Consider the following 21,981-nt stretch of genomic DNA (forward strand, 5'->3'; position numbering starts at 1 on the left):
CATTAAAACGGGAGGTTATACGAGTGGAGAAAATAGAAGTTTCAGAGAATGACGGACAGCATCTGTTTTTGAAACCGCTATTAAACGCCTCAACGCTGCTGATTACATTCCAAGGAGAAACAGAAGCCTTAACGGTCTCAATTAACGGACAGGGAGAAATGAGAAAAACGTCGGCTTCAAAGGAGAAATCTAATTTGACCTTTTACGGAAACCAGACGGAAATCATCCATCTCCTGCATGGTGATGTCTCTTTGCAAAAGCTTATCCAAAGCGGAAAACTCAAAGTGAAAGGATCATTCAGAGCCCTGCTGAAGCTGGAGGCCATCCTCTGGCTGACAAACGGATTTTTTCAGGCGATCAGTAAACGGCCGTAACTGCCAATCTACTATGTGACAATAGCTTCCAATATTTATTTTATTGACTTTTTATCATTCGCCGTGCTATTCTACAGTAAGAATTTCCGGACGAAAATACGATATGTTTTCTCTTATCAAGAGAGGTGGAGGGAAGTGCCCTATGAAGCCCGGCAACCATCAACAATGTTGAAATGGTGCCAATTCACTCAAAGCGGTCTGCTTTGAAAGATGAGAGAAAGGCCTTTTTCAATAAGCCTTTCTGCTCATTTTTGCAGAAAGGCTTTTCTTTTGCGGAGAAACCCGGAAGATTTCTTAGAATAGTGTAAGGCGGGTGATTGCTTTGATCCATCTTCAAAATGTTTCAAAAATTTACAAAGCGAAGCACGGGGATGTCAATGCTGTCCAAGATGTCACTCTTGATATCAAAAAGGGCGAAATATTTGGAATTATAGGATATAGCGGAGCTGGTAAAAGTTCCTTAATCCGTCTCCTGAACGGCCTTGAAAAGCCGACGTCGGGAACCGTGGAAGTCGCGGGGACGGAATTAAATAAAGTAAGCAGCCGCGGGCTGAGAAAAGCGCGCCAGGAAATCAGCATGATCTTCCAGCATTTTAACCTTTTGTGGTCGCGCACCGTCCGGGAGAACATTATGTTCCCGCTGGAAATCGCCGGCGTGAAAAAAAGCGAACGGGTCCGCCGCGCTGATGAATTGATTAAACTGGTCGGATTAGAGGGGAAAGAAAAATCTTATCCGTCGCAGCTGAGCGGCGGTCAAAAGCAGCGTGTCGGCATCGCCCGGGCGCTCGCCAATAATCCGAAAGTCCTTCTGTGCGATGAAGCGACATCAGCGCTCGATCCGCAGACGACCGATTCAATTTTGGATCTTTTATCCGATATAAACGACAGACTCGGTCTGACGATCGTGCTCATTACCCATGAAATGCACGTCATCCGAAAAATCTGCAACAGAGTCGCCGTCATGGAAAACGGGAAAGTCGTTGAAGAAGGCGAAGTACTCCAAGTTTTCAGAAACCCGCGCGAACCGATGACCAAGCGTTTCGTTCAGCAGGTGACAGAACCGGAGGAGACGAAAGAAACCATCCAGCATTTTCTGCAGGAAACAGCGACAGGGAAAACGATTCAGCTTTCATTTGTCGGGCAGGCCGCCGAGCAGCCCCTCATTACGGAAATGATCCGAAACTTTGATGTGGACGTCAATATTCTGCAGGGGAAAATTTCACAGACGAAGGACGGAGCTTACGGTTCATTATTCATTCATATTGACGGTCAGGAAAAAGAAGTAGAAAACGTGATCCGGTTCATCAAAGACAAACAGGTAGAAGCAGAGGTGATCACAAATGTTTGAAAAATGGTTCCCGAACGTTGATATAACCGAGCTGTGGACGGCCACATATGAGACCCTTTATATGACGGTCATCGCTTTAGTTTTTTCATTTATCATCGGAGCGATTCTCGGTCTTCTGCTCTTTTTAACGGGCAAGGGAAGCTTATGGGAAAATAAAATCATTAACACCGTGATTGCGGCGGTCGTTAATATTTTCAGGTCTATTCCGTTTCTTATTTTAATTATTCTGCTTCTCGGCTTTACTAAGATTCTGGTCGGATCGATTTTAGGACCGAATGCCGCATTGCCGGCGCTGATTATCGGCTCCGCGCCGTTTTACGCCCGTCTTGCGGAAATTGCGCTCCGGGAAGTCGATAAAGGAGTCATCGAAGCTGCCAGATCAATGGGAGCAAAGACATCGACGATTATCTTCAAAGTGCTGATTCCTGAATCAATGCCTGCGTTAATTTCAGGCATCACCGTGACGGCCATCGCCCTGATCGGATCTACCGCCATTGCCGGCGCCATCGGTTCAGGCGGACTCGGAAACCTTGCATATGTAGAAGGCTACCAGTCCAATAATACGGATGTAACGTTTGTAGCGACAGTATTTATACTCATCATCGTCTTTATCATTCAGATTATCGGTGATGTAATTACAAATATAATAGACAAAAGATAAGGGAGGATTTACATTGAAAAAGATTGTATTAAGTGCGCTGCTGCTTGTGTTCGCGGGAGTTTTAGCCGCCTGCGGATCAAACGGCTCGAATAAAAAGGAAATCGTTGTCGCCGCGACAAAAACACCGCATGCTGAAATCTTAAAAGAAGCGGAACCGCTCTTGAAGGAAAAAGGCTACACATTAAAAGTAAAAGTGCTGAACGATTACAAAATGTACAACAAAGCGTTAGCTGATAATGAAGTGGATGCGAACTACTTCCAGCACGTTCCTTACCTTGAACAGGAAATGAAAGAAAATAAAGATTACAAACTCGTGAATGCCGGAGCCGTTCACCTTGAGCCGTTCGGAGTTTACACGAAAAAATACAAATCACTGAAAGACCTGCCTAAAGGCGCGACCATCATCATGACTAACAATGTCGCTGAACAAGGCCGTATGCTGGCGATGCTTGAAAAAGCCGGACTGATCACACTTGATCCGAAGGTAAAAACGATTGAAGCGACTACGAAAAACATTACGAAAAACCCGAAAAACCTGACATTCAAAAAAATCGCCCCTGAATTAACGGCGAAAGCATATAATGAAGAAGAAGGCGATGCAGTCTTCATTAACGTCAACTATGCGATTCAAAACAAACTGAATCCGTTAAAAGATGCGATTCAAGTGGAATCAACGAAAAACAACCCGTACGCAAACATCATCGCCGTACGCAAAGGTGACGAAAAATCAGAGAAAATCAAAGCGCTTATGGAAGTGCTTCACTCTAAGAAAATCAAAGACTTTATTGAGAAAAAATACGACGGAGCCGTGCTTCCCGTATCTGAATAAAGCGAAAACCCCGGATGAATCATCCGGGGTTTTTTTTCGGGTATTAATCGGAGAACTGTCCATAATAAAAAGGAAGGTTAACGATTGGAGGGAATGGCAGTGGCTCAATACCAGGATAACGGAAAAAGCGTGCATGACGCATTGAAACAATATAAAGAAGGTTTAGGCATATTCGAGCAAAAAATGCCGATGATGGGGCGGAAGTTTAATGAATTTACAGAGCAGTGTTTCTCAGCGGATTCATTAACTGAAAAAGAGAAACAATTAATCGCTCTGGGCATCAGCATCAGCGCTCAAGATGAATTTTGCATGATTTATCATACGAAGGGCTGCCTTGACCAAGGGGCCACAGAAGAAAACATCCTTGAGGTCATCAGCGTCGCGGCGGCATTCGGGGGCGGCGCGGCTCTCAGTCAGGGAGTGACCCTCGTGCAGCAGTGTATTCAGGAATTCGGACATACGACGCATTAGAATGAGCAATCGTGTGAATACCGTTTTTCAGATAAAGCGAGCGCCGGTTTCCGGCACATTCGAAAGGATTCAGGGGCACACCCTCTTTGGCCGGAGCAGCGGATCATTGTTACAATAGAAACAAATATATGAAGGGATTGATTCATTATCTGCACCAGCCACGAGAGACTGGACCTTGACTATACGCCTGAAATGGAAAAAGCGATGCAGAAGTCACACGGCATCGGCTACGAGGAATACGGACGGCGTCTTTCAAAAAGGATGGAAGTCGAACGGCAGAGGGAGCTTGAATATCAAAAAAGCAAGTTCCTCGCAGCGCAGCTTAATGAGAAAATCGGTCAGTAAAAAAGGGTGGATTTCCGCCCTTTTTCTGTTTCAAACAGCTTTAATTACGCCTTGATCTTTGATAAACTTTAGGAATGTTCCGGGTAATATAAAAAGTTGTATTTACTTTTCATTTGTTATAAAATTAGAATGAGAATAAATTGAGAATAATGATTATATATTTTGGAGGTATAGATATGGCTGCTTCAACATTAACGATCAAGGATCTTCACGTTGAAATCGAAGGAAAAGAGATCTTAAAAGGTGTAAACCTTGAAATAAAAGGCGGCGAATTCCACGCTGTCATGGGGCCGAACGGTACCGGTAAATCCACGCTCTCAGCAGCGATTATGGGACACCCGAAATACGAAGTTACAAAAGGCAGCATCACGCTTGACGGCAAAGATGTACTGGAAATGGAAGTGGACGAGCGCGCTCAGGCGGGTCTTTTCCTTGCGATGCAGTACCCAAGCGAAATCAGCGGTGTGACAAATGCCGATTTCCTTCGCTCTGCGATTAACGCACGCCGTGAAGAAGGCGATGAAATTTCTCTTATGAAATTCATCCGCAAAATGGACGAAAACATGGAGTTCCTTGAAATGGACCCTGAAATGGCGCAGCGTTACCTGAACGAAGGTTTCTCAGGCGGGGAGAAAAAACGCAACGAAATCCTTCAGCTTATGATGATCGAGCCGAAAATCGCCATTCTTGACGAGATCGATTCAGGTCTTGATATCGATGCGCTTAAAGTCGTTTCTAAAGGAATCAACAAAATGCGCAGCGAAAACTTCGGCTGCTTAATGATCACTCACTACCAGCGCCTTCTGAACTACATCACGCCTGATGTCGTTCACGTTATGATGCAGGGACGCGTAGTGAAATCCGGCGGCGCGGAGCTTGCACAGCGCCTTGAAGCGGAAGGTTATGACTGGATTAAACAGGAACTAGGCATTGAAGACGAAACTGTAGGCCAAGAAGCGTAAGCGTTAGGGGGATAATCATGACATTGGAAACGAAACTATCCGTAGATCAGGAATATGTCAAAGGCTTTTCCGAAAAGCATCAAGAACCTGCCTGGCTGAAAAACCTGCGCTTACAGGCTCTTGAAAAAGCTGAAGATCTGCCGCTGCCTAAGCCTGATAAAACAAAAATCACAAATTGGAACTTTACAAAGTTCAACAAGCATACAGTAGAAAACGCGCCGCTTGCTTCTTTAGAAGATTTAGCTGATGAAGCAAAAGCGCTGATCGATATCGAAAACGAAGATAAAACGTTATATGTGCAGCGTGATCAAACGCCTGCTTTCCTTTCTCTTTCAAAAGAACTGAAAGACAAAGGCGTTATTTTCACGGACATCTTAACGGCTGCCCGTGAGCACAGCGACCTCGTTGAGAAATACTTCATGAAAGACGGCGTAAAGGTCGACGAGCATAAACTGACTGCGCTTCATGCGGCATTAATGAACGGCGGGGCATTCCTTTATGTTCCTAAAAACGTTCAGGTGGAGACGCCTGTTCAGGCCGTTTACGTTCATGAAAGCAATGACACGGCATTGTTCAACCACGTGCTGATCGTCGCTGAAGACCACAGCTCCGTCACTTACGTTGAGAACTACATCAGCACGGTGAATCCGAAAGAAGCGGTATTCAACATTATCAGTGAAGTGGTCACAGGTGATAATGCCAGCGTGACGTACGGCGCCGTTGACAACCTGTCAGCAGGTGTCACAACATACGTCAACCGCCGCGGAGCCGCGCGCGGACGAGACAGCAAAATCGAGTGGGCGCTCGGACTGATGAACGACGGCGACACGATTTCTGAAAACACGACAAACCTCTACGGAGACGGCACATACGGCGATACGAAAACCGTAGTTGTCGGAAGAGGAGAACAGACGGAAAACTTTACGACGCAGATCATCCACTTCGGTAAGGCTTCTGAAGGCTATATCCTGAAGCACGGAGTCATGAAAGATGCCGCATCTTCCATCTTTAACGGAATCGGCAAAATCGAGCACGGCGCGTCTAAAGCAAACGCTGAACAGGAATCCCGCGTCCTGATGCTGAGTGAAAAAGCACGCGGAGATGCAAACCCGATTCTCTTAATTGATGAAGACGATGTAACTGCAGGACATGCGGCATCTGTCGGCCGTGTGGATCCGATCCAGCTTTACTACTTAATGAGCCGCGGAATTCCGAAAGAAGAAGCGGAGCGCTTAGTCATTTACGGATTCCTTGCTCCGGTGGTAAAAGAGCTTCCGATTGAAGGAGTTAAGAAACAGCTCGTCTCCGTCATCGAAAGGAAAGTAAAATAATGAATATCACCGATATTCGTGAACAGTTCCCGATCCTTCATCAGCAAGTGAACGGACATGACCTCGTGTACCTTGACAGCGCGGCGACTTCCCAGAAGCCGCGTGCTGTCATTGAAGCAGTGGATCAGTATTACAGCAAATACAATTCCAATGTTCACAGAGGCGTTCATACTCTTGGCACGAGAGCGACAGACGGCTATGAAGGTGCGCGTGAAAAAGTCCGTAAGTTTATCAACGCGAAGTCAATGGCTGAGGTCATTTTCACAAAAGGCACGACAACTTCACTGAATATGGTGGCGCTGAGCTATGCCCGCGCCAGCTTAAAACCCGGTGATGAAGTGGTCATCACCCAAATGGAGCATCATGCGAATATCATTCCGTGGCAGCAGGCAGTAAAAGCAACCGGCGCGACTTTAAAATATATCCCGATGCAGGAAGACGGCACGCTTTCGCTGGACGACGTCCGGCAGACTGTCACAAGCCATACGAAGATCGTGGCAGTCGCTCATGTGTCAAACGTGCTCGGCACGATTAACCCGATTAAAGAGATCGCCAAAATCGCTCATGACAATGGCGCTGTCATCGTGGTGGACGGGGCGCAGAGCACACCGCACATGAAAATTGACGTTCAGGACCTGGATTGCGACTTCTTCGCGCTTTCTTCCCATAAAATGTGCGGCCCGACGGGAATCGGCGTGCTGTACGGCAAGAAAGAACTGCTTGAGAATATGGAACCGGCCGAATTTGGCGGCGAAATGATCGACTTTGTAGGGCTTTATGAATCAACTTGGAAAGAGCTTCCGTGGAAATTTGAAGCAGGCACGCCGATTATCGCAGGCGCGATCGGATTGGGAGCCGCGATTGATTTTCTTGAAGAGATCGGACTCGACGAGATTTCCCGGCATGAGCATAAGCTTGCAGCCTATGCGCTTGACCGTTTCGAGCAGCTGGACGGCGTGACGGTATACGGTCCGAAAGAGCGGGCGGGACTTGTGACATTTAATCTTGATGAGGTTCACCCTCATGATGTCGCGACTGTCCTCGATGCTGAGGGCATTGCGGTCAGAGCCGGCCATCATTGCGCCCAGCCGCTCATGAAATGGCTGGATGTATCTGCTACTGCGAGAGCGAGTTTTTATCTGTATAATACAGAGGAAGAGATCGATAAGCTCGCGGAAGCCCTCCAAAAGACAAAGGAGTACTTTACAAATGTCTTTTAATGCAAATTTAGATACATTATACAGACAAGTGATCATGGATCATTACAAAAATCCGCGCAACAAAGGGGTTTTGGATGACAGCATCGTCGTCGATATGAACAACCCGACTTGCGGCGACCGGATCAGACTGACAATGAAGCTTGACGGCGATACCGTTCAGGAAGCGAAGTTTGAAGGGGAAGGCTGTTCCATCTCCATGGCTTCAGCTTCCATGATGACGCAGGCCATTAAAGGAAAAGATATTGATACCGCCCTTTCCATGTCTAAGATTTTCTCAGACATGATGCAAGGGAAAGAGTATGACGACTCAATAGATCTCGGGGATATTGAAGCCCTTCAAGGCGTTTCGAAATTCCCGGCCCGGATTAAATGTGCCACCCTTTCATGGAAAGCACTTGAAAAAGGAGTCGCTGGCGAAAAAGGCGGCAATTAAAAGATTGGAGTGAAAATGGATGGCTAAAAAAATGCCTGAAATTGGTGAATACAAGTACGGTTTTCACGATAAGGACGTTTCCATTTTCCGTTCAGAGCGCGGATTGACAAAAGAAATCGTAGAAGAAATTTCACGCATGAAAGAAGAGCCTCAATGGATGCTTGATTTCCGCCTGAAATCTCTTGAGCATTTCTACAACATGCCGATGCCGCAGTGGGGCGGGGATTTAAACTCTTTAAACTTTGACGAAATTACGTATTACGTAAAGCCGTCTGAGCGTTCAGAGCGTTCTTGGGATGAAGTGCCTGAGGAAATTAAACAGACATTTGACAAACTCGGTATTCCTGAAGCTGAGCAAAAATACCTTGCCGGTGTTTCTGCACAGTACGAATCCGAAGTTGTGTACCACAATATGAAAGAAGATCTTGAAGCGCAAGGCATTGTCTTCAAAGACACAGACAGCGCGCTGAAAGAAAATGAAGACATTTTCCGCGAGCACTGGGCGAAAGTCATTCCGCCGACTGATAACAAGTTTGCGGCGCTGAACTCAGCTGTTTGGTCCGGCGGATCTTTCATCTACGTGCCTAAAGGCGTGAAGGTTGAAACACCGCTTCAAGCTTACTTCCGCATCAACTCTGAAAACATGGGTCAGTTCGAACGTACGCTGATCATCGTTGACGAAGAAGCAAGCGTTCATTACGTAGAGGGCTGTACGGCTCCTGTGTACACAACAAACTCGCTTCACAGCGCGGTTGTTGAAATCATCGTCAAAAAAGGCGGCTACTGCCGTTATACAACAATTCAAAACTGGGCGAACAACGTTTACAACTTAGTAACGAAACGTACGGTTTGTGAAGAAAACGCGACGATGGAATGGGTTGACGGAAACATCGGTTCTAAATTAACGATGAAATATCCGGCTGTCATTCTGAAAGGTGAAGGCGCGCGCGGCATGACGCTCTCTATCGCTCTTGCGGGCAAAGGACAGCATCAGGACGCAGGTGCGAAAATGATTCACCTTGCACCGAATACGTCATCCACAATCGTATCAAAATCGATTTCGAAACAGGGCGGAAAAGTAACATACCGCGGTATCGTCCACTTCGGACGGAAAGCGGACGGCGCCCGTTCAAACATCGAGTGTGATACGCTCATTATGGATAATAAATCAACTTCTGATACAATCCCTTACAATGAAATCCTGAACGACAACATTTCATTGGAGCACGAAGCGAAAGTATCAAAAGTTTCTGAAGAACAGCTTTTCTACTTGATGAGCCGCGGTATTTCTGAAGAAGAAGCAACAGAAATGATCGTTATGGGCTTCATCGAGCCATTCACAAAAGAACTTCCGATGGAATACGCAGTTGAAATGAACCGTTTGATCAAGTTCGAAATGGAAGGCTCCATCGGTTAATAGTAAAACCCCGCCATATGGCGGGGTTTTTTTGTTTATTGAATAGTGAAATTTCCGTATTCGCTTGACCGGACATGAATCGGCCCGTTTAAATTGTAGTTCTTCTCTTTGACAATATCGCGGAAAACGTCGACACGGGCAACCGATTCTCTCCATTCATCCTGGGTGTCCTCATCTGACGGATTCATCAGATCGTCATAGCGTACATCCAAGAATTTATTGAGCCATTTCTTCTCGTCCGTTCCGTCTTTCGGTGACCCGCCCATTTTTTTGTTCGTGCGTTTAATCAGGGCATAAAAGGAGTCTGGATCATCACCGTCACCATGCTGAATCACCGTATCGTACATCACCGCTTTGGCCAAGGCCGTTTTCAGTCCGGCATTTTCTGAACGTTTCATCGCCGGCTGATAATACAAGCTGTCGTTTACCTTATCCTGGGCAGCGCGGAAGGCTTTATCATTGCCAAGTGAGCGCCAGGCAGAAGCGAATCCTTTCAGATTGCTGATGTCATCGCTTTCGTCCTTCGCAAGACGGCGCAATTCAGGCAAATACTTTTTCAATTTGTTATTCGGCACCGCTTTCGTATATACTTCGACTACTTCCAGCGCATCTCCGGTAGCCGTCGTAAAGCCGGCCCGCCCGCAAGTGTAACCTCTTCCGTCATCCAACGCTTCAACATATCCGTATTGGATTTCCGTCTTTCCGTTTTCAAAAATGCTGGTCAGCTGTTCCGCCCGGCGCTTCTGATCCTTATTCAGCCCGGCCGCAAAAACCGTACCGCTCATCATCAGGGTAAAAAACATGGTGAAAATAAGAGATGAAACCGCCGTCTTCTTCCAAAAACCTGCTTTTTTCTTCAAACTGATTTTCATTGCCATACCCCTTTCATATGTAAGTTACGCACTCAGTATACATGAGGGGGTGATTTTTTTGTTGAAAACACACGAATTTGTCAATATTTTGAATCCTAAGCCCTATCCAGCGCTTCATAAAAAGAACGCACCACCTTCACCAGACAGACAATCCCGTTCTCGCATCATTCTTATCTGTAACATAGTCAACGCGGTGAAACCCGCATTGTACAGCCTGCTGAAAAAGGGCTTCGAGCATGTCCGGATCTTTGCAATATAACGTTACATACGAGCAATCTGCGATGAGAAGCACAAGTTTACAGGAACTATCCAAATATTCCTCATACGTATTGATTTCCGTACCATTCCGCTCGGGAAAGCTTTCAATTCAGCAAAAATCATATAATAAGGGTTTCCTTTCAGACGATGACGGAGTTCTTGACCCTGAATGATGCCTGATTTTGCGTAAACAGGTCTGTATCGGTGTCTTCTTTGAATTCAGTATACGCCTCTCCATCACCGATAAACCACGTATAGGAAGAGATGGGGAACGGTTGTAATATATCTGCCGCAAACCGTCCGAATTGATTTGGGATGTTAAATGTAATGCCGCGTTTCACATGGTCGTATCTCCTTTCGGCTTTTGAATATTATGGTATAATAGTTGGATAAAAATTGAAAGGACTTGACAGTATGACAACACGATACGGAATTGATGCGCCTTATGGAGCGTTTGGATTTATCTTTCTTGCGCTCCTTTATGCTGCAGCCACGTTATGCGGTATGATTCCTCCTTACTGGGGCTGGCTGACGGGCACCTTGTTTTTATTGCTCGGTCTTTGGATGCTCTTGTATTCAACGGCCATTAAACTTTCACACCGCCATCGCATTCTTGCGCTTTCCGGTTTAAGGCCGGACATGAAGGTGCTTGATATTGGGACGGGACGGGGGCTGCTAGCCATCGCCGCGGCTCAAAAAGGCGCTGACGTCTCAGCGATTGACAAATGGTCAAGCTGGGATCTGGGCGGAAACGGGAGAGACGCATTTGAAAAGAACAGACGGGCAGAAGGAGCGCCGGAAATTGATTTGTATGACGGACTCGCGCAAGCCATGCCGTTTCCTGATAAAACGTTTGACCTTGTCATTTCACATTTTACCTTACACAACATTTCAGGCAGAAAAGAGAGGGAACGGGCGATCACGGAAATGGTGAGGGTGCTGAAGCCTGGCGGCACATTGGCCGTGTCAGATATAAAAAATACATCACAATACAGAGCAATTCTTGAGGAAAACGGCTTTCAGACAAGAACGTATTCCTTTTATTATACGTTTCCGTTTTCGAAACTTATCATTGCCGTCAGGACTCCGGTAGGAACCGGGCGCTCTATTTGTTAAAATAAATAAGACAAAACAGATAGAAAAGGTGTTACACATGAAGTCTTATATGATTATCGGAGCCGGCATTCTCGGTGCGTCCGCGGCTTATCATCTCGCAAAGGCAGGTGCGGATGTAACGGTCTTTGACAGGAAACACCCGGGGCAGGCGACTGACGCCGCGGCAGGGATCGTCTGCCCGTGGCTGTCGCAGCGCCGCAATCAGGCATGGTATGCGATCGCAAAAGGCGGAGCCCGCTATTATAACCAATTGATACAGCAGCTTGAAGCTGACGGAGAAACGGACACCGGCTATCAAAAGGTCGGTGCCGTCAGTCTCCATACGGATGAAAAAAAGCTCAGCCAAATGGAGGAAAGAGCTTATAAAAGAAGAGAGGACGCTCCTGAAATCGGTGACATTACGAGACTGACTCCGGCAGAAACGAAGGCACTGTTCCCCGCGCTGTCGGAGGAATACGGGGCGGTTCATGTCAGCGGCGCGGCCCGGGTGAACGGGAGGGCGCTTCGTAAGGCGCTGTTAAACGCGGCCGTTAAGCACGGCGCGGCTGTTTACAATGAAGAAGCGTCAATATTGACAGAGGACGGTGCCGTTATCGGTGTGAAAACCGCAGAACGCACGCTTACTGCCGGCCAGGTTCTCGTAACGGCCGGCGCTTGGGCGAGAGAGCTGCTTGAACCGCTCGGCATCCGTTTTTCAGTATCATACCAAAAGGCACAGATCGTTCATTTAGAGCTTCAGGGAGAGGATACGGGCGGCTGGCCCGTCGTCATGCCCCCAAACGATCAATACATTCTCGCGTTTGCAAACGGTCGGATTGTAGCGGGCGCGACTCATGAAAACGATACCGGCATGGATTTGCGGGTGACGGCCGGCGGCCTCCGTGAGATTTTTGACAAAGCATTAACCGTGGCGCCGGGCCTTTCAGACAGTACTGTGATAGAGACAAGAGTCGGTTTCAGGCCGTTTACTCCCGGTTTTCTTCCCGTCATCGGCAAAGTGCCGAATATCAGCGGACTCCTCGTTGCCAACGGGCTGGGCGCCTCAGGGCTGACGAGCGGGCCGTATCTGGGGGCGGAACTGGCAAAACTCGCACTCGGCCAGCAGACGGAAATTGATTTGAGCCTTTATGATCCGGCCGGGGCGCTTGAATAAAAAATAGCTTTTGGCGCATTCTTATGATAGGATGGAGCTTTAATGAATAAGAGGACGTGACCCATTTTGATAAAAATAAACCTTCCTGTTCCTGATGTAACCATTACGGAACGGCAGCAGTCACCGTCGGAAAATGAACCGGCGATTAAAGCGATTTACGGTTTCATTGATTTTCACCAAATTCCGAGAGACAAAGGCGGCATCTTTATGTTTTATAACATTCATGATGAGCTGCTGTTTGTCGGGAAAGCCCGTAAATTAAGACAAAGAATCAAAAAGCATTTTGAAGACAATGTGTCGCCTGTTAAACATCACAGGGACGAAGTGTATAAAATTGAAGTATGTGTCGTCCATGATCCGATGGAAAGGGAGATTTACGAAACGTACGCGATCAATACCCTTCAGTCGAAATACAACATTGAGAAAGTATTTTATAAATAAGAAAAACCGGAGCTTAAGGGCTCCGGTTTTCTTTATGTTTACAGTGCCAGCCACATCACTGCAATATGCACGATCAGCAGACAGTAAACGACGAGGAACAGCTGGACGACCTTTTTTCTGAATAACATGCAGATCATCATGAGCACAGGAAAAATCAGGACGCCGGCCGTTTTATTGATTGATGTATTCGGACGGTTCGACACGTCATAGTGAATGGCCATATCAGCAGGAAGAAACGGATAAAACACAATCGACAGAATAAAGGCGAGAACCACAGCTCCCCACAGCACCTTATCATTCATCAAAAACATATGAACACTCCCTTTTTTACCTATAATAGTATTTTAGTGTGAAAAAGTTCATTTTTCAGTATTTATTTGATGGCTGTGTGCTGTATGGGTATTTTTAAACGCGGCGGCCGCCATTGAGACGATCGCTCTTGCGGTAGCGGCCATCATTTTGACAGTAGCAAGCGTTGACGAAGATTCCGATTTAGGAAAAGAGCAGCTCATCGCTAATGTCGTTGACCGCATTAACGCACAGCACTGAGGATGAAGAAAGAAAACGCTAAGGAGACGAGCCTTAGCGTTTTTTTGATTGAAGCATCTGTTTTAAATATGCTTCTGAATCAAAGCCGAGTTCCTCGTCGGCTTCTTTTTTCAGTTCAAGCTGAAGTCGCACATACGTGTCATATTTCGGGCTGAGCTTTTGAAGTAGATTGCTGAAAGGCGATCCTTCCTTCAGCGCGGGCAGATCAGAAGCGGATTCTCCGATCTTGATCAGGCTTTCTCTGTACTCTTCATCTGTCTCCACTCTTTTCACAAGCTGAATGATGATGTTTTTATGAGTGTCCCAAGTGGCGGGGTCTCTCTCCAAAATCCGCTCGATAAATTGGTCATGCTGGACTTTGTGCTGCTGGAGCTGAGCCGGGTCCTCCTTACCGACCAGCTGCATCATCGGGTGTGCAGCCGGAACTTCTTCCATATCATCCAATACTTTAATAAGCTTTGCCCATATCGTTTTTTTCTCATCTGTATCAATAGAAAAGTCGAGGAACGGTTCAAACAGCGCGGCGATAAATTCTCCGAAATCTCCCGGGAACAGTTTTTTCAGCTGAAGTCCCATATACTTCGGTTCATCTATTTTGACCTCGCCGATATCATGCAGAATTGAATCGACATTTTCCGCATCTTCCACGCGCTTGATCAGCATTTCAGTCAGTTTCCGTTCCTGCTCAAGCTCTTCAATCTGCCGGCTGAGCTTTTGATGCTGCTGGCGCAGTATATCATGCAGACTGCTGCCCTCTAAGAGGAACGCTTTAATATCGCTTACAGACAGTGCCAGCATTCGGAGGGCGGCAATCATTTTCAGCGTATTCACGTTCTGAGCGGAATACTCACGGTATCCGTTATCAGGGTTTTTGCTGACGGTGATTAAACCTTCCTGCTCATAATATTTGATGGCTTTTTTCGTGAGACCCGTCTGCCTGGCGGCTTCTTTTATATTCATTCTGAATCACTCCCTGCTTTTCATTCTAAACGTGTCTCTAAGGGTCAGGTCAAGAGAGGGCGGGAAATTAGACGGGTTTATTCTATATTTTAGAAATTTCAGAAAATATGATTGACAACGCACCTTTGTTGCGATTAATATAACGTTATATAATGTTATATAACATTATATAATAAAACACTGAGGAGTGAAGGATTTGAGTCAAACTGCCGCACAAGTGAATCACAAGGTTCAGGCTTTCTTGGATGATCTGAAAGGAAAAACGATTGACCACGTCTTTTTCGTCGCTTGCGGGGGTTCTTCAGCCATTATGTATCCGAGCAAGTACGTGTTTGACAGAGAGGCGAAAGCCATCAGCTCTGATCTCTACAGTTCAAATGAATTTATTCAGCGCAATCCCATTCAGCTCGGAGAGAACTCTCTGGTGATTTTATGTTCTCAGTCAGGCAATACGCCGGAAACGGTGAAAGCCGCCGGTTTCGCCAGAAAAAAAGGCGCGCTTACGATTGCAATGACCTTTGAGCCTGATTCGCCGTTAGCGAAAGAAGCCGAATATGTCGCGGTGTATGACTGGGGTGAGAACGCACAAGCGATAAATACGAATTACGGGGTTCTGTATCAAATCGTGTTCGGCGCTTTACACGTGCTGGAAAACCATCCCGCGTTTGAGCAGGCGATCGACGGACTCAATAAGCTCCAGACCGTATATGACAAAGCGCTTAAACAAGAAGCGGATCACGCAAAGGCATTCGCGAAAGCCCACGAAAAAGAAGATATCATTTACACGATGGCAAGCGGTGCGAACTACGGCGTCGCTTACTCCTACAGCATCTGCATTCTCATGGAAATGCAATGGATTCATTCCCACGCCATTCATGCCGGAGAATATTTTCACGGACCGTTCGAAATCATTGATGAATCCGTTCCATTTATTATCCTGCTCGGCTTAGACGAAACAAGACCCCTTGAAGAGCGGGCGCTTTCCTTCTCAAAAAGATACGGCAAAAAACTGACTGTGCTTGATGCGGCAGCATATGATTTTTCCGGAATTGACGATTCTGTAAAAGGCTACCTGGCTCCTCTCGTATTAAACCGGGTGCTCAGAAGCTATGCGGATGCGCTGGCGGAAGCAAGGAACCATCCGTTAAGCCAGCGGCGTTACATGTGGAAAGTCGAATATTAAGAACGCGCATTATATTTCACCGGACTATAATGATATATAACGTTATAGTCCGGTGACAAAGGAGGAAAAGCATCTGAAAAAGCTCATCTGCCTGTTCGTTCTGTTAGCTGTATGTCTGTCAGCCGCCGCCTGTTCAAGCCAAAGCAGTTCCTCTGACGGAAAAGTGACCCTGAAGTTTTTTCACAGGTGGCCGAAGGAGCCGGAAAAAAGCTATTTTGAAGAAGCGGTCAAAGATTTTGAAGCCGCTCATCCGGATATTCATATCCAAACGGAAGCGGTCTTAAACGATTCTTATAAAGACAAGGTGAAAGTCATGCTCGGAACAACGAGCCCCCCTGATATTTTCTTTTCATGGAGCGACCGGTTTGCTTATAAATTCATCAAAGGAGATAAAGCCCTCGATCTGTCGTCTTACTATCAGCAGGATAAAGATTGGTCCTCACAGCTTGTGCAGTCACAAATCAAACCCTTTACGCATGACGGAAAACAGTACGGTGTTCCGTGGCAAATGGACGCTAAATCATTCTTTTATAATAAAGACATTTTTAATACATTACATTTGAAGCCCCCGGCGACATGGGATGAACTGATCACAGTCTGTGAGAAATTGAAAGAGAACGGATATATTCCGATCAGTTTCGGCACAAAAGCGCCTTGGACCATTTCTCATTATATCGGGACGCTGAACCAGCGTATGGTGGATGAGAAAACGCGGGCGAAGGATTACAGTCCGGAAACCGGGGAGTTTACGGACGAAGGCTATGTCAAAGCGCTTGAAAAGCTTCAGGAACTTCTGCCGTACTTTACAAAGCACGTGAACTCCGTCGATCACGAATATGTGCGCCAGCAGTTTACGAGCGGCAAAGCGGCGATGATTTATGCGGAAACGGCAGAAATTAAGCTCGTCGAACCGGTCAATCTGGGCTTGTTTCCTTTCCCGAAAATCAGCGGCGAAAAGGGATCTCCCCGTGCACTGACCGGATCTCCCGAAGGATTTATGATTTCCTCAAAAACGAAGCACCCGAAAGAAGCCATGGAATTTCTTCAGTTTTTAACCTCGAAAAAAATGGGAGAGAAGCTGATAAAAGACGTCGGTAAATACAGCGCGGTTCAGGGGACGGCGACAGAAAACAATTCCACCCCGATCCAGCGCGAAGCCGTGCAGGATATCGTCCGCGCCGAAACAATGGTGCCGTGGTTTGATATGGATGTTGACGTTGAAATCGCCGATGTGTATGCGGCAGGCGTTCAGCAGATGCTCGGCGGCACAATGACACCGCGCGAGGTGATGAATTCCGTGCAGAAAGCGGCGCGTCAGGTCAAAGCGTCATCTGAATAGAACAGATTTCTTTGGAGAAAGGAGATGAGGATTTCCTTGGTCAGCCGAAAACGTTTCATTCCGTATCTGTTTCTCGCGCCCGCGCTGGTTTTTCTGCTGTTCGTTTACATTCCGATTATTGAGAATGTGTTTTTCAGTCTGTTTGAATGGAGTTCATTTCAACCCGAAAAGACGTTTATCGGTTTGAAAAATTATATTGACCTGTTCCACGATCCCGTGTTTTTTACAGCACTCCGCAACAATGTGCTGTATGCGGTCATATCGCTGATTTGCCAGGTTGGCGGCGGCTTAATTCTGGCGGCCGTGCTGGAAGACAGATTGGTAAGAAAATGGTCGCCGTTTTTCCGTACGGTATTTTTTCTTCCGGTCGTCATTTCCATGACCGTCATTGCGCTGTTGTTTGATTTTATTTATAACCCGGAAATCGGGCTTTTGAATCAGCTGCTGGAAGCCGTCGGACTTGATGAACTGACCCGGGCGTGGCTGGGCGATGAAAACACCGCTATGCTGTCTGTCATTTTTGTGTCTCAATGGCAGTCTGTCGGTTACATCGCCATGCTGTACATTGTCTCGATTCAGAGCATTCCCGCTGAATTATATGAATCGGCGCAGCTGGACGGAGCCGGAAAAATCCAGCAGTTTTTTCACATTACGGTGCCGCAGACGAAAGAAATGTCGTTTGTTGCCGTGGTGATGACGCTGACCGGCGCATTTACCGTATTTAATGAACCGTATATTCTGACCGGCGGAGGGCCGGGCAATGCTTCAGAAGTGCTGAGCACATTTTTGTATAAGAGCGCTTTTACAAAGGATATGATGGGCTACGCTTCTGCGATCGCGACGGTGGTGCTTTTGCTGACGCTTGCTCTGTCGCTTATTCAGATGAAATTCTTTAAGACCGGAAAGGAGGAGTAGGCCGATGCTTCCTGAAAAGACGGACTTGCGTCATGCCCGTCAGGCCGTCAGAACAGGCGGAAAACCGAGAAAATGGTATGTCGGGGAAACGTCTGTGTGGCTGTTTCTCTTTATCTACCTCATTGCCGTTGCTTATCCGCTGTTATGGATGGCGGTCAGCGCCTTTAAAAGCTCGGATGAGATTTTTGAGCACAGCTGGTCGCTGCCCTCTGTCTGGCATCCCGAAAACTTCGTATCCGCATGGAACCAAGGGATTTCCGCTTATTTTATGAACAGCGTCATTGTGACCGTGCTGACTTGTCTCATCACCGTATTTGTGAGTGCCTGGGCGGCATACGGGCTGGCCCGTTTTCAATTTAAAGGAAAAGGGTTTGTGCTGATCATTTGTCTTGGCGGCTTGATGCTGACGCCGCAGGTCAGTCTTGTGCCGCTGTACTCCATTATCCAGTCATTGGGACTGTACAATACGTATTGGGCATTGATTCTTCCGTACGCAGCCTACCGTATTCCGTTTACCGTGATTCTGATCCGTTCCTATTTTTTGTCGATTTCCAAAGAGCTTGAGGAAGCGGCCTATCTGGATGGATGTACAAGTTTCGGAATATTTTTCAGAATATTCTTACCTATGAGCGTGCCGATTCTGGTGACATCAGGCATTTTGACGGCTTACCATACATGGAATGAGTTTATGTTTGCGATTATTTTTATCGATGATGAAAATTTACGGACGATTCCGGCCGGGCTGATGCAGTTCAGAGATGCGCTGCAGACGGATTGGGGCGTGCTGCTGGCCGGGCTGACGATTTCTGCTGCTCCGATCATCGCGCTGTTTTTATTAATGCAGAGATATTTTATCCGAGGCATTGCAGCGGGAAGCGTGAAAGGATAAGGGGGATGAAAAGATGAAACTGATAGCGGCCGGAGATAATGTAGTAGATTATTATCAGGATCAGGAGACGTTTTACCCGGGCGGAAATGCGTTAAATGTAGCCGTGCTTGCCCGGCGCTTAGGCCACGAAACTTCTTATATCGGGATTCTCGGCAGTGATGAAGCGGCGGATCACGTATTGAATGTGCTGAAACTGGAGAAGGTGAATGCCGATCTGATCCGCCGGGCATACGGAGAAAACGGGATGGCGGTCGTCACGCTTGATGAAAGAGGGGACAGGATATTTGCCGGATCAAATAAAGGCGGCGTGCAATCGCGTCTGACGCTCGCTTTTCAGGAGAATGACATCTCATTTATCGCCGGACATGATCTGCTGCATACGAGCGTATACAGCAGGATAGAACGTGACCTTCCGATGCTGAGCGGCCATGTGCCGATTTCCTTTGATTTCTCTGTAAAACGTGACAAAGCCTATTTAGAAGCGGTCTGTCCGTATGTGACGTATGCGTTTTTTTCCGGGAGTGATTTGAGTGAAAGTGAATGTGTGCGGCTTGCCGAAAAAGCCCGCGGTTTCGGAGCGAAAATCGTTTGTCTGACAAGGGGAGAACATGGCGCGGTGTTATCGGATGGGGAACGCGTCTATCATCAGCCGGTGGTAAGAGCTGATATCATAGATACATTGGGGGCGGGTGATTCTTTTATCGCCGGGTTTCTTACCGATTTCTTCGAACATCAGGATATTCGGCGAGCGCTTACTGCGGCCGCCGGGACGGCTGCCAAAACATGCGGGGGGTTCGGAGCGTTCGGTTACGGGCATCCCTACAGGCCGGACGGCGGGAAAAGCAGTGAAAAAACGAGAATACGATAAGCATTGTCTCGTTTTTTATACTTGTTACGCATAGGGGCTGTTAATGGTAAACGTGACGCGGTCGGTATGCATTAAAAACAGCGAGCTGTATATCGGCTGTTCTTTTGACATAAAAGCGGTTTTGTCAATTTCAAAAAGCGCATCCCCGATATCACAAGCCAGATAGCGGCTTTCTTCCTGCTTGGCGTATACGACATTTAACAGTTTCGTATTATGGGTGGGCACCACCTGATAGTGCTGTTTCAAAATGTCATGCATCGACACGCCGCCTTTAATATGCTTGCCGATGTCGGGAAATAAACTGAGCGGATAGTGGGCGATTTCGAATGAGAGCGGCTGGTCGTCGTGAAATAAAATGCGTTTTAATTCAAGAACGGGACTTTCGGAAGCGACGCGAAGTTTTTGAGCGATGGATTTAGGCGCTTCAATGATTTCATGGGAAAGGATCTGGTGTTTCGGTTTTTTTCCCGTTGATTCCATAAATTCAGAGTAGCCGTTGACCGCGATGAGCTCCCGCTTCAGTTTAGGGCTTTTAACGAACGTTCCCTTTCCCTGCTGCCGGACGAGCCAGCCTTCTTCCACAAGATCAAGGATGGCCTTCCTGACTGTTATGCGGCTGACGTTGTACGTTTCGCACAGCTCATTTTCAGTCGGCAGTTTTACGGACGGCGAATAAACGCCCTTCTTGATATCGTCCGCGATAATTTGTTTCAGCTGAATATATAAAGGTTTCGAGCTCCCGTTATTTAACAATGGGACGGACCTCCTTTGTCAAGTAGTAGTACTATTATATGTATTATGACGTTATAATACAAATTTGCTTTTCATTTATGAATCTGTCAGAAACCCCGAACATTTTTAACATAACAGAAAGATGTGGCGGTTTCCAGTATTGGAGGAGGTTTCGAATGGCATCATTAACATTTGACCATATCAAAAAAACATACGGCGCCCAATCGGCGGCAGTGAAGGATTTTCACTTAGATGTAAAGGATGAGGAGCTGCTGGTGCTTGTCGGTCCCTCCGGCTGCGGCAAATCTACGACACTCAGAATGATTGCCGGACTGGAGAGCATTTCTGAAGGGAAGCTTTATATCGATGGAGACGCGGTGAACGATCTGCCCCCGAAGGATCGTGATATCGCAATGGTTTTTCAGAATTACGCGCTGTATCCCCACATGACGGTGTTTGATAATATGGCGTTCGGTTTGAAGCTCAGAAAGCTGCCGAAAAAAGAAATCGCAGAGCGAGTCCGGACGGCCGCTGATATTTTGGAAATCGGGCATCTGCTCAAGCGGAAACCGAAGGCTCTTTCAGGCGGACAGCGGCAGCGGGTTGCGCTCGGCCGGTCGATCGTGCGGGAGCCGAAAGTGTTTCTGATGGACGAGCCGCTTTCCAACTTAGATGCGAAACTGCGTGTGACGATGCGCGCCGAAATCAGCAAGCTCCATCAGCGTTTGAAAGCGACCATCGTTTATGTGACGCATGATCAGACGGAAGCGATGACAATGGGCGACCGGATTGTCGTGATGAATGAAGGAGATATTCAGCAGGCCGCAAGCCCCCATGAGATTTATCATTATCCGGCAAATATGTTTGTGGCGGGTTTTATCGGTTCTCCGAGTATGAATTTTATAAAAGGCGTCATAGAAGAAAGTCACGGGCAATGGTATTTTGCCGGTTCGTCCGTTCGTCTGCCCATTCCGAAAGAAAAAGCGGCCGTTCTTGTGCAGAAAGGATACAGCGGTCAGGAGATGACTGCGGGGCTGCGTCCGGAGCATTTGACGCTTGCCGGACAATCAGAGCACCCGCCTGAAGCGGTGTGCCGCGCTGTGGCGGAAGTATGTGAGAACTTAGGCGCGGAGATGTACGTTCATGCGGTGAGCGGAGATGACCGCATGACGATCCGCCTTGACGGCGCTTCAGAGGTGAAACCCGGCGATGCCATTCTGCTTGCGGTCAATATGAACCGGGCCGTGTTTTTTGATGCCGACACTGAAAACGCCGTATATTGAAAAAGGGAGCCTGATGATGGGGCTCCCTTATC

Annotated in this window: 24 protein-coding genes, 1 pseudogene and 1 riboswitch; of the genes and pseudogenes, 20 read left to right on the forward strand and 5 right to left on the reverse strand. The window is 47.2% G+C overall.

The window, feature by feature from the left end:
* The first annotated feature begins 23 nt into the window (after positions 1–23).
* From C5I45_RS04160 to sufB, 11 genes are all read left to right on the forward strand, one after another.
* A complete protein-coding gene (locus C5I45_RS04160; protein WP_003151848.1) occupies positions 24–374 on the forward strand; it encodes an SCP2 sterol-binding domain-containing protein in 351 nt (116 codons plus the stop codon).
* 110 nt (positions 375–484) lie between these two features.
* A riboswitch (SAM riboswitch) is annotated at positions 485–591 on the forward strand.
* A gap of 105 nt (positions 592–696) precedes the next feature.
* Entirely contained in the window at positions 697–1,722 is a 1,026-nt protein-coding gene (gene metN / locus C5I45_RS04165) for a methionine ABC transporter ATP-binding protein MetN (protein ID WP_003151850.1), read from the forward strand.
* Positions 1,715–2,383 (forward strand): methionine ABC transporter permease, encoded by a 669-nt coding sequence (locus C5I45_RS04170; RefSeq protein WP_003151851.1) that lies wholly within the window; start codon positions 1,715–1,717, stop codon positions 2,381–2,383. Before metN ends, C5I45_RS04170 begins: the two co-directional genes overlap by 8 nt.
* 13 nt (positions 2,384–2,396) lie before the next feature.
* Entirely contained in the window at positions 2,397–3,212 is an 816-nt protein-coding gene (metQ, locus tag C5I45_RS04175) for a methionine ABC transporter substrate-binding lipoprotein MetQ (protein WP_003151853.1), read from the forward strand.
* A 93-nt stretch (positions 3,213–3,305) separates the two neighbouring features.
* Positions 3,306–3,683, forward strand: a complete 378-nt coding sequence (locus tag C5I45_RS04180; protein ID WP_031306536.1) for a carboxymuconolactone decarboxylase family protein — start codon at positions 3,306–3,308, stop codon at positions 3,681–3,683.
* A gap of 192 nt (positions 3,684–3,875) precedes the next feature.
* Positions 3,876–4,028, forward strand: coding sequence for a YuzK family famiily protein (locus C5I45_RS04185; RefSeq protein WP_003151857.1), 153 nt, complete (start codon positions 3,876–3,878; stop codon positions 4,026–4,028).
* A gap of 176 nt (positions 4,029–4,204) precedes the next feature.
* Positions 4,205–4,990: a Fe-S cluster assembly ATPase SufC gene (gene sufC, locus C5I45_RS04190; RefSeq protein ID WP_003151872.1), complete on the forward strand. Its 786-nt coding sequence runs from the start codon at positions 4,205–4,207 to the stop codon at positions 4,988–4,990.
* 17 nt (positions 4,991–5,007) lie between these two features.
* On the forward strand, positions 5,008–6,321 hold the full coding sequence (gene sufD / locus C5I45_RS04195; protein WP_003151874.1) for a Fe-S cluster assembly protein SufD: 1,314 nt from the start codon (positions 5,008–5,010) through the stop codon (positions 6,319–6,321).
* A complete protein-coding gene (gene sufS / locus C5I45_RS04200; RefSeq protein WP_007410089.1) occupies positions 6,321–7,541 on the forward strand; it encodes a cysteine desulfurase SufS in 1,221 nt (406 codons plus the stop codon). The genes sufD and sufS overlap by 1 nt, the downstream gene beginning before the upstream one ends.
* Positions 7,531–7,974, forward strand: coding sequence for a Fe-S cluster assembly sulfur transfer protein SufU (sufU, locus tag C5I45_RS04205; RefSeq protein ID WP_003151877.1), 444 nt, complete (start codon positions 7,531–7,533; stop codon positions 7,972–7,974). Before sufS ends, sufU begins: the two co-directional genes overlap by 11 nt.
* Positions 7,975–7,993: 19 nt before the next feature.
* Positions 7,994–9,391 carry a Fe-S cluster assembly protein SufB gene (sufB, locus tag C5I45_RS04210; protein WP_003151878.1) on the forward strand — a complete coding sequence of 466 codons (1,398 nt, stop codon included), beginning with the start codon at positions 7,994–7,996 and terminating at the stop codon, positions 9,389–9,391.
* 35 nt (positions 9,392–9,426) lie between these two features.
* Here the strand turns inward: sufB and csn are convergent, their stop codons facing one another.
* Entirely contained in the window at positions 9,427–10,263 is an 837-nt protein-coding gene (gene csn / locus C5I45_RS04215; protein ID WP_003151879.1) for a chitosanase, read from the reverse strand.
* Between the two features lie 208 nt (positions 10,264–10,471).
* Positions 10,472–10,862: pseudogene (locus tag C5I45_RS20135) on the reverse strand (DUF2691 family protein); the annotation flags it as partial.
* Between the two features lie 73 nt (positions 10,863–10,935).
* Between C5I45_RS20135 and C5I45_RS04225 the strand changes: the two are divergent.
* From C5I45_RS04225 to C5I45_RS04235, 3 genes are all read left to right on the forward strand, one after another.
* Complete coding sequence (locus C5I45_RS04225; protein WP_014305767.1) at positions 10,936–11,637, forward strand: class I SAM-dependent methyltransferase; 702 nt, start codon at positions 10,936–10,938, stop codon at positions 11,635–11,637.
* Positions 11,638–11,674: 37 nt separating this feature from the next.
* Positions 11,675–12,790: an NAD(P)/FAD-dependent oxidoreductase gene (locus C5I45_RS04230; RefSeq protein ID WP_057080196.1), complete on the forward strand. Its 1,116-nt coding sequence runs from the start codon at positions 11,675–11,677 to the stop codon at positions 12,788–12,790.
* A 66-nt stretch (positions 12,791–12,856) separates the two neighbouring features.
* Complete coding sequence (locus C5I45_RS04235) at positions 12,857–13,231, forward strand: nucleotide excision repair endonuclease (protein WP_057080195.1); 375 nt, start codon at positions 12,857–12,859, stop codon at positions 13,229–13,231.
* Positions 13,232–13,269: 38 nt separating this feature from the next.
* Here C5I45_RS04235 and C5I45_RS04240 read toward each other — a convergent pair whose 3' ends face one another.
* Complete coding sequence (locus C5I45_RS04240) at positions 13,270–13,542, reverse strand: DUF1648 domain-containing protein (RefSeq protein WP_007410095.1); 273 nt, start codon at positions 13,540–13,542, stop codon at positions 13,270–13,272.
* A 271-nt stretch (positions 13,543–13,813) separates the two neighbouring features.
* Positions 13,814–14,740, reverse strand: coding sequence for a MerR family transcriptional regulator (locus C5I45_RS04250; RefSeq protein ID WP_015387752.1), 927 nt, complete (start codon positions 14,738–14,740; stop codon positions 13,814–13,816).
* 196 nt (positions 14,741–14,936) lie between these two features.
* Between C5I45_RS04250 and C5I45_RS04255 the strand changes: the two genes are divergently transcribed.
* The 5 genes from C5I45_RS04255 (at position 14,937) to C5I45_RS04275 (ending at position 19,934) form a co-directional block, all read left to right on the forward strand.
* On the forward strand, positions 14,937–15,923 hold the full coding sequence (locus tag C5I45_RS04255) for an SIS domain-containing protein (protein ID WP_003151892.1): 987 nt from the start codon (positions 14,937–14,939) through the stop codon (positions 15,921–15,923).
* 73 nt (positions 15,924–15,996) lie between these two features.
* Positions 15,997–17,262: an ABC transporter substrate-binding protein gene (locus tag C5I45_RS04260; RefSeq protein ID WP_032861971.1), complete on the forward strand. Its 1,266-nt coding sequence runs from the start codon at positions 15,997–15,999 to the stop codon at positions 17,260–17,262.
* Between the two features lie 24 nt (positions 17,263–17,286).
* Entirely contained in the window at positions 17,287–18,177 is an 891-nt protein-coding gene (locus C5I45_RS04265; RefSeq protein ID WP_014305765.1) for a carbohydrate ABC transporter permease, read from the forward strand.
* A 4-nt stretch (positions 18,178–18,181) separates the two neighbouring features.
* Positions 18,182–19,066 carry a carbohydrate ABC transporter permease gene (locus tag C5I45_RS04270; protein WP_003151895.1) on the forward strand — a complete coding sequence of 295 codons (885 nt, stop codon included), beginning with the start codon at positions 18,182–18,184 and terminating at the stop codon, positions 19,064–19,066.
* A 13-nt stretch (positions 19,067–19,079) separates the two neighbouring features.
* On the forward strand, positions 19,080–19,934 hold the full coding sequence (locus C5I45_RS04275) for a PfkB family carbohydrate kinase (protein WP_043867400.1): 855 nt from the start codon (positions 19,080–19,082) through the stop codon (positions 19,932–19,934).
* A gap of 24 nt (positions 19,935–19,958) precedes the next feature.
* Here C5I45_RS04275 and C5I45_RS04280 read toward each other — a convergent pair whose 3' ends face one another.
* A complete protein-coding gene (locus C5I45_RS04280) occupies positions 19,959–20,687 on the reverse strand; it encodes a transcriptional regulator FrlR (protein WP_003151898.1) in 729 nt (242 codons plus the stop codon).
* A 155-nt stretch (positions 20,688–20,842) separates the two neighbouring features.
* On the opposite strand from C5I45_RS04280, the gene C5I45_RS04285 reads away from it, so the two are divergent.
* Positions 20,843–21,949: an ABC transporter ATP-binding protein gene (locus tag C5I45_RS04285; RefSeq protein ID WP_043867399.1), complete on the forward strand. Its 1,107-nt coding sequence runs from the start codon at positions 20,843–20,845 to the stop codon at positions 21,947–21,949.
* Positions 21,950–21,981 lie beyond the last annotated feature (32 nt).

The organism is Bacillus sp. ZY-1-1, from assembly GCF_003047165.1.
Classification (GTDB): Bacteria; Bacillota; Bacilli; order Bacillales; family Bacillaceae; genus Bacillus; species Bacillus velezensis.

Excerpts from the sequence above, each read along its gene's own strand:
- C5I45_RS04170 (WP_003151851.1), top strand. The coding sequence starts at position 1,715 with ATGTTTGAAAAATGGTTCCCGAACGTTGATATAACCGAGCTGTGGACG.
- C5I45_RS04180 (WP_031306536.1), top strand. The coding sequence starts at position 3,306 with ATGGCAGTGGCTCAATACCAGGATAACGGAAAAAGCGTGCATGACGCA.
- C5I45_RS04185 (WP_003151857.1), top strand. The coding sequence starts at position 3,876 with ATGGAAAAAGCGATGCAGAAGTCACACGGCATCGGCTACGAGGAATAC.
- sufC (WP_003151872.1), top strand. The coding sequence starts at position 4,205 with ATGGCTGCTTCAACATTAACGATCAAGGATCTTCACGTTGAAATCGAA.
- sufD (WP_003151874.1), top strand. The coding sequence starts at position 5,008 with ATGACATTGGAAACGAAACTATCCGTAGATCAGGAATATGTCAAAGGC.
- sufS (WP_007410089.1), top strand. The coding sequence starts at position 6,321 with ATGAATATCACCGATATTCGTGAACAGTTCCCGATCCTTCATCAGCAA.
- sufU (WP_003151877.1), top strand. The coding sequence starts at position 7,531 with ATGTCTTTTAATGCAAATTTAGATACATTATACAGACAAGTGATCATG.
- sufB (WP_003151878.1), top strand. The coding sequence starts at position 7,994 with ATGGCTAAAAAAATGCCTGAAATTGGTGAATACAAGTACGGTTTTCAC.
- csn (WP_003151879.1), bottom strand. The coding sequence starts at position 10,263 with ATGAAAATCAGTTTGAAGAAAAAAGCAGGTTTTTGGAAGAAGACGGCG.
- C5I45_RS04225 (WP_014305767.1), top strand. The coding sequence starts at position 10,936 with ATGACAACACGATACGGAATTGATGCGCCTTATGGAGCGTTTGGATTT.
- C5I45_RS04230 (WP_057080196.1), top strand. The coding sequence starts at position 11,675 with ATGAAGTCTTATATGATTATCGGAGCCGGCATTCTCGGTGCGTCCGCG.
- C5I45_RS04240 (WP_007410095.1), bottom strand. The coding sequence starts at position 13,542 with ATGTTTTTGATGAATGATAAGGTGCTGTGGGGAGCTGTGGTTCTCGCC.
- C5I45_RS04250 (WP_015387752.1), bottom strand. The coding sequence starts at position 14,740 with ATGAATATAAAAGAAGCCGCCAGGCAGACGGGTCTCACGAAAAAAGCC.
- C5I45_RS04265 (WP_014305765.1), top strand. The coding sequence starts at position 17,287 with ATGAGGATTTCCTTGGTCAGCCGAAAACGTTTCATTCCGTATCTGTTT.
- C5I45_RS04270 (WP_003151895.1), top strand. The coding sequence starts at position 18,182 with ATGCTTCCTGAAAAGACGGACTTGCGTCATGCCCGTCAGGCCGTCAGA.
- C5I45_RS04275 (WP_043867400.1), top strand. The coding sequence starts at position 19,080 with ATGAAACTGATAGCGGCCGGAGATAATGTAGTAGATTATTATCAGGAT.
- C5I45_RS04285 (WP_043867399.1), top strand. The coding sequence starts at position 20,843 with ATGGCATCATTAACATTTGACCATATCAAAAAAACATACGGCGCCCAA.